Source organism: Streptomyces sp. NPDC002265 (genome assembly GCF_040296125.1).
In the GTDB taxonomy this organism is placed as follows: Bacteria; Actinomycetota; Actinomycetes; order Streptomycetales; family Streptomycetaceae; genus Streptomyces.
The window spans coordinates 1-6,569 of sequence record NZ_JBEOWS010000451.1 but is presented as its reverse complement, the minus strand read 5'-3'; the positions used below and the strand labels follow the sequence as shown (position 1 = coordinate 6,569).

Annotated in this window: 6 protein-coding genes and 1 pseudogene; 1 reads left to right on the top strand and 6 read right to left on the bottom strand. The window is 69.3% G+C overall.

All coding sequences use genetic code 11. The annotated features are described in order from the left end of the window. The first annotated feature begins 348 nt into the window (after nt 1–348). Nucleotides 349–1,710, top strand: coding sequence for a VWA domain-containing protein (locus ABT085_RS42205; RefSeq protein ID WP_351621192.1), 1,362 nt, complete (start codon nt 349–351; stop codon nt 1,708–1,710). Nucleotides 1,711–1,975: 265 nt separating this feature from the next. Here the strand turns inward: ABT085_RS42205 and ABT085_RS42200 are convergent. The 6 genes and pseudogenes from ABT085_RS42200 to ABT085_RS42175 form a co-directional block, all read right to left on the bottom strand. Next, a pseudogene (locus ABT085_RS42200) lies at nt 1,976–2,229 on the bottom strand (IS256 family transposase); the annotation flags it as partial. A gap of 38 nt (nt 2,230–2,267) precedes the next feature. Then, on the bottom strand, nt 2,268–2,813 hold the full coding sequence (locus ABT085_RS42195; RefSeq protein ID WP_351621189.1) for a transposase: 546 nt from the start codon (nt 2,811–2,813) through the stop codon (nt 2,268–2,270). A 10-nt stretch (nt 2,814–2,823) separates the two neighbouring features. Beyond that, a complete protein-coding gene (locus ABT085_RS42190) occupies nt 2,824–4,056 on the bottom strand; it encodes an RNA polymerase sigma factor (RefSeq protein ID WP_351621186.1) in 1,233 nt (410 codons plus the stop codon). Nucleotides 4,057–4,069: 13 nt separating this feature from the next. Continuing rightward, the gene (locus tag ABT085_RS42185) at nt 4,070–4,471 is read right to left on the bottom strand and encodes a YciI family protein (protein ID WP_351621183.1); all 402 of its coding nucleotides are present in this window, start codon (nt 4,469–4,471) and stop codon (nt 4,070–4,072) included. A gap of 1,047 nt (nt 4,472–5,518) precedes the next feature. Further along, the gene (locus tag ABT085_RS42180) at nt 5,519–6,163 is read right to left on the bottom strand and encodes a DsbA family oxidoreductase (protein ID WP_351621180.1); all 645 of its coding nucleotides are present in this window, start codon (nt 6,161–6,163) and stop codon (nt 5,519–5,521) included. A 212-nt stretch (nt 6,164–6,375) separates the two neighbouring features. Then, nucleotides 6,376–6,569, bottom strand: a 194-nt coding sequence (locus ABT085_RS42175) for a zinc ribbon domain-containing protein (RefSeq protein ID WP_351621177.1), incomplete at its 5' end; no start/stop codon positions are given.

The following is a 6,569-nucleotide window of genomic DNA, read 5'->3' as shown; positions in this document are numbered from 1 at the left end:
ACCAGGTGGCCGAGGGCTACAAGGCGATGGACGAGCGCCGCGCCATCAAGACCCTGCTCAAGCCCTGACTCCGGAGCACTGTCGGGACGCTGGTGCGGCCGTCCGTGGCGGTCGCACCAGCGCCACCGCGGAAATCACTGCATCTTTATCGCGTGATGGGGAGATGTTTTTCGTGCCGGCAATCGGTCTGACCTCCTACGCGTGCGGAGCAGCGGGCCCTGGACGCGGAACTGGACCGTCGGCTCGGCCGCGGGCGCCCGGATCACACGGCGGCCCGGCGAAGGCCCCCGCCGACCGGTTTCTCCGAGACAGCAGCCGATCGGGGCGGTTGCCCGGCAAACTGGGGCCATGACCGTGCAATCCCTGGGCAAGGGCGCCAACGTCGCGATCGAGGCGGCCGTGGTGCGCGCCGAACTGACCTGGTCGCCCGGGTCGGGGACCCCCGATATCGACGCCTCCGCGCTGCTGCTCGCCTCCACGGGACACGTCCGCGGTGACGACGACTTCGTCTTCTATAACCAGCCGCGCCACGCCTCGGGCGCGCTGACGCACCTGGGCAAGGTCGACGAGGCCGGCACCTCGAGGGACCGGATCGAGGTGGACCTGTCCCGGTTGGAGCCGGACGTGCAGCGGATCGTGCTGTGCGCGTCGGCCGACGGCGGTACCTTCGGCGAGGTGCCCGGCCTGGCCCTGCGGCTGTTCGACGCCCGGTCCGGGACGGAGCTGGCGCGGTTCGACATGGACGCCGGTACCGAGACCGCGTTCATCGGCGGCGAGCTGTACCGGCGGCACGGGCAGTGGCGGTTCCGCGCCGTCGGACAGGGATACGACGCGGGACTCGCCGGTCTGGCCACCGACTTCGGCATCACCGTCGACGACGCGCCCTCCCCGGAACGCGCGCCTGCCGACCCGCAGCCCTTGGGGTCGGTTGCACTGCCGGGTCCGGACGCGGGCAGGGGAGAGGAGCACCTGCCCGTCGACATGCGCAAGCGCCTGTCCCTGCGCAAGGAGCAGGTCGCGGTCAGCCTGGCCAAGCACGGGGTGACCGGGATCGTGACACGCGTCGTCCTCGTGCTGGACGCCTCCGGGTCCATGGCCCCGCTGTACGCCAAGGGCGTGGTGGCCGACGTGGTGGAGCGGATGGCGGCGGTCGCCGCGCAGCTCGACGACGACGGCTCGATGCAGGCCTGGACGTTCGGCACCAATCCGGCGCGCCTGCCCGACCTGCGGCTGGGCGAGCTGCCCGAATGGCTGCGGCTGCACGTTCGCGTCGGGCAGATAGGACTGTTCCGCCGTAAGCCGAAGCGGCCGCCGCAGGACGGCCGGGTCGACATGAAGACGGTCGGCATCCAGAACGAGGAGCAGAAGGTCATCGCGCAGGTCCGGGACTACGTCCGGCGCAGCCCCGCGGCGGCGCCGACGCTGGTGCTGTTCTTCTCCGACGGCGGGGTCTACCGCAACGCCGAGATCGAGCGGGAACTGCGCGAAGCGGTCGAGGAGCCGATCTTCTGGCAGTTCGTGGGGCTCGGGCGCTCCAACTACGGTGTGCTGCAGCGGTTCGACACCCTGCCCGGCCGGCGCGTCGACAACGTCGGCTTCTTCTGCGTGGACGACATCAGCAACGTCCCCGACCCGCAGCTGTACGACCGGCTCCTGTCCCAATTCCCCCAGTGGATCACAGCTGCGCGCCAACTCGGCATCCTGGCGTAGCCGATGTGCCGAGCGACCGTACGGACCTGGACTCGGCCCGACTTCTGGATCATTGGGACATCATGGGCCGAGGTGCCGCATCGGCATTCCGCGGCGTGCATTCGGGCCACCCGGGCTTCGCGATGATGGCCCTGGGCGGCAGTGTGTATGTCTGTGCCTCGACGGGCGAGATCGGCATCGACGTGCTCGCAGTGTCCCACCCGGACCGCTGGGGGAACATCCTGCGACACCTTGAGTGGATGGCCTGTCGCGACAGTCTCTATTTGCGGGAGTTGCCACCGTTCTTACCGGCCGGATCGTGCTTGTCATAGCCGAGATGGTCCTGATCTTGCCATCAAGGGCGGACTCCAGCAGCCGCTTGGTCAGCTGCTGCAGCAGCCCGCTCTCACCAGTCAGCTGCAGCCCCTCCGCCTGGGCTCGGTGCACCAGCTCGTCGATGAACTGGTCGTCCACGGCTCTCGCCGACACAGCCTTCGAGGGCTCGACGGCTCCATACTCGGACACGTTCTCACTGGTCATCGATGCATCTTCCATGATCGGGAGTTACATCGAACGTCTTACAGTCCCAGTCGATGCTGCTTCAGCGCCGTGTCCAGATGCCTCGGGTTGTCGATGGTGCGGATCTCGCCGGTGTTGTCGGCCGTCACCGCGAGGGTCTTGATCCCGAGGTCGACCCCGACCGCCACGCCGGGGCGTGCCACGCGCCGGATGTCCTGCTTCACCTCGGCCTGGAAGGAGACGTACCAGCGTCCGCGTTCGTGGCGCACGGTCGCGGACAGGATCAGCGCCGTCCCGGCCTGCACCCGGGCGAGGAGCTTGGCGGTGGGCTCATAGGTGCGCAGCATTCCCAGGCGGGGCAGCGTCACATGCCGGCCGTCGCCCTCGACACGGATCGTGCCGGTGATGAACCGGCAGGCAAGGCGCGCCTTCCGCTTCGACTTGAACCGGGGCACGCCCATCCGTTTGCCACGCCGCCTGCCGTTCTCCGACTTCGCGTAGTTGTCGAGCGCGGCCGACGCGTTCGCCAGACCGGTGGAGTACGCCTCCTTGGAGTTCTCCTCCCACCAGAGGGAGCGTTCGCTGATGTGCGTCAGCTCGGGCATGAGTGACGCGTCAAGTGATGTCGCCGAGGCGGGCCGCACGGGCTCGGAGGTAGCGCTGTTCGGGGAGGCTCAGGGTCTTGGCGGCGGCTGACTCATAGGCGGCTCGGGCGGCCTCGGGGTCGCCGGCGCGTTCCAGGAGGTGGGCGCGGACCGAGTCCAGGCGGTGGCCTGTGGTCAACTCCGGTGCGAGCGCGTCCAGTTCAGCCAGACCGGCCTTCGGTCCGTGGGTCATAGCGATGGCCACGGCACGGTTGAGGCGTTCGACAGGGCTGGGGACAAGGTGGACGAGGACGTCGTAGAGGCCGAGGATCTCGGGCCAGTCGGTGCTGTCGGGCGAGTCCGCCTCGTCGTGGACGGCGGCGATCGCGGCCCTCAACTGGTACGGGCCACAGCGGTGTTGGGACAGAGCCCAGGTCACCAGGGCCACGCCCTCCTCGATCGCCGCCTTGTCCCATAGCCCGCGGTCCTGCTCGTCGAGGGGGATCAGTTCGCCGCCCGCCCCGGTCCGCGCGGCGCGGCGGGCGTCGGTGAGGAGCATCAGGGCGAGCAGGCCGGTGACCTCACAGTCGCCGGGCAGCAGGCGGTGCATCGTACGGGTCAGCCGGATGGCCTCGCCCGCGAGTTCGGCGCGCTGGAGGGAGGCTCCGGAGGTGGCCGTGTAGCCCTCGTTGAAGATCAGGTAGAGCGTGTGGAGGACGGCGGGCAGCCGCTCCTCCCAGTGATCGGGGCGGCTGAAACGCGTGCCCTTCACCCGCTGCTTGGCCCGGCTGATCCGCTGGGCCATCGTCGCCTCCGGCACCAGATGCGCGCGGGCGATCTCGGCCGTCGTCAGGCCGCCGACGGCCCGCAGCGTCAGCGCGATCTGGGCGGGCGGGGGCAGATCCGGGTGGCAGCAGAGGAAGAGCAGGGTCAGCGTGTCGTCCTCGGAGGGCGCACGATCGGGCCCGGGCGGCGGTGCGGTGAAGGCGTCGCGCGGTGTGAGCGCCGCCGCCTTCTCCTCACGCAGCCGCCGCGCCTGATCACTGCGCAGCGCGTCCGTGAGCCGCCGCGAGGCGACCCTGATCAGCCAGCCCCGCGGATTGTCCGGAACCCCCGACTCGGGCCACTGCCCGGCCGCTGCCAGCAGTGCCTCCTGTACGGCGTCCTCGGCGGCGTCGAAGTGCCCGTACCGGCGTACGAGCGCGCCGAGGACCTGCGGCGCGTGCAGGCGCAGTAGGTCCTCGACCTCGCTCGTACGTCTCAAAAGTCTCCCCTGCTCACACTTCGCCGAGCGGCCGGATGACGACGGGGTACGTGTTCGCGCCCTCGGGAACGGGACACTGGGTGACCCGCGCGGCGATCTCCGTGACCCGTTCCAGGCTCTCGCACTCCAGGAGCCAGTAACCGGCGATTACTTCCTTGGTCTCGCCGTACGGCCCGTCGGTGATCACGGGCTTGCCGTCCGCGCCGGCGCCGACGAGGCGGGTCCTGGCAGGCTCGGCCAGCCCCTGGGCATCGATGAACTCGCCAGTCTCGGCGAGGTCGTTGTTGATCGCCCCCATGTGCTGGAACATCGCCTGCATATCGTTGTCGCTCCAGGCCGGGAGACCCGCGGCGGGCTTGCCCGCCTGGGCCTCGTAGTCCGCCTGCGTGCCCTGCACCATCACCAGGTACTTCATGAGTCCGCTCCTTCGGCTCGGGCCGCCTGTGGTGGGCGGCTCTCACAGGGGACGTCGGAGCCAGCCCGCGCTTCCCTACATGCTCGCGGAAGTTTTTCAGGATCGCGGGAAGAGCCTCAGGAGTCCCGCTGATTGGCCCTGTCGACCGCCGGTCCGCTCTCCGTCGTAAGGACGGGCTCCGACTCGGCCTCCTCCGCCTCGTACGCCTGGCACTCGGGACTCACCGGATTGCGCAGCCTCCTCTCGAGAACGATGGCTGCTCAGTTCGCACTCCTGCGCAGGCGGGCTGCGCATGCGCTGCATCACCGGATGCGCAGTGTTGTGGCCTGCATGGTCGTCTCTGTGGTCGGGTCTGCGCCCTCGTGGTCGGGGTTGATGGTCGGCTCTGCAGGAAGGGGCGCGCAGGTCTGCGTACTGCGTGTTCACGAGGTGTGTGTGAGTGCATCCGGCTGGCCCGCCGGTCAGGGGTCTGCACGGGGCGCCACACCGGGGCTGAGGGGCCCTCCCGGAGCAGGTCGTCCTGGTGTGCTGCCAGGACGGGAACGTCGCGCAGGAGGGTGGCCGGTGCCGGGTGGCCGGCAGCGCGAGGTTGCCACCTCTTCAATGGGTGATGAGCGTGCACGAACGTTCGTCACCAGCTAAAAGGGTGATGCGTTCGCCCGGCTGATCCTCACGCCACCTCAAGCCACCTCAAGAGAGCCGGACCGTGCGGGCATCCGGCCAGGTACGGCCACTTCTCACCGGCGGCCGGGAAGGCGGACGCGGCACGCCCCGCCCCGGACGTCGCCGCACGAGCTCGCGTCGCCTCACAACGGGCGCCCGTCGCTCCGGCGGGATTCTCGCGAGCCGCGACGCGTCGGCAGCCGCACCCCCACCCCCACCCTTCGGCGACTGCCGGGCCACCGGTGGCCCGAGGACGTCGCTGCACCTCAGTCGTCCCGCCGGGCTTGAAGGGCCTCCACCGCGCGACGGCACCGCACGGTCGACCGTCGCCTTCGCTGCCGATCGGGCGGACCGGAATGAACCCGATCCGCTAAAGAAACGGCATCATGGCGCCGGCCGATCCTCCCAGGCCTTCTCCAGCGCCTGCGTGAACATCCCGGCCGACTGGACGCCGTTCACCGCGTAGCTCCGGTCCAGCACGAAGAAGGGCACACCGCTCACGCCCAGGTCGGACGCGAGTCGCTCGTCGGCCCGCACCTCTGCGGCGAACGCCTCCGGATTGTCGAGCACACCCCGAGCCTGTGCCGCGTCCAGCCCCGCTTCCACGGCCAGACTCACCTGGGTCTCCCTGTCGTAGACCGACCGCTCTTCCGCGAAGTTCGCCCGGAAGGCGAGATCCGTCAGCTCGACCTGCCGCCCGTGCTGCTTGGCGAAGTGGATGAGACGGTGCACGTCGAAGGTGTTGCCGAAGACCCGTCCGCCGATCCGGAAGTCCAGCCCCACTTCCCGCGCCATGTCCGCAGCCTGCTCCTCTCGGGCGACCTGCTGCTCACGCGTGCGTCCGTACTGTGCCGCGACCGCGTCGATGATCGGCACCACGCCGTTCGCGGCCTGGGGATTGAGTTCGAAGGAGCGGGGGATCACCTCCACCTCGTCCCGGTGGGCGAAGGCGGCGAGCCCTTGGCTGAAGCGGGCCCTGCCCACATAGCACCAGGGGCAGGCTATATCAGTCCAAACCTCAACGCGCATATCAACATCTCCTGTCGTCTGTTCGGTAGCGCCCTGCGACCTCCCGTGCATGGAAGGGGCCGAGCGGCCTGCTTTCAATATAGACGACCGACCGACTATAAAATCGTGTGATCCTGCTCAAAGCCGCATTCCGTACACGAGGCAATCGCCGCGAGGCGGGCGTGCTTCATGCCCATGCCGGTACGGGCCAGTACTTTGACGTGCTCCCCGCCCTAAGGGACGGGGATTCCAGCCTGGGCCGTCTGGCCCTTGTGGTGGCTTCCTGCTTCACCGCGCTGTGCGGGCACGTGTGCCCGTCTTACCGGCGCTCTACAGGCGTTTAGCCTGTCCGCCCGTCCGGCGGCCAGGATGTTGCGTGCGGCGTTGACGTCGCGGTCGTGGACGGTCCCGCACTCCTGACAGGTCC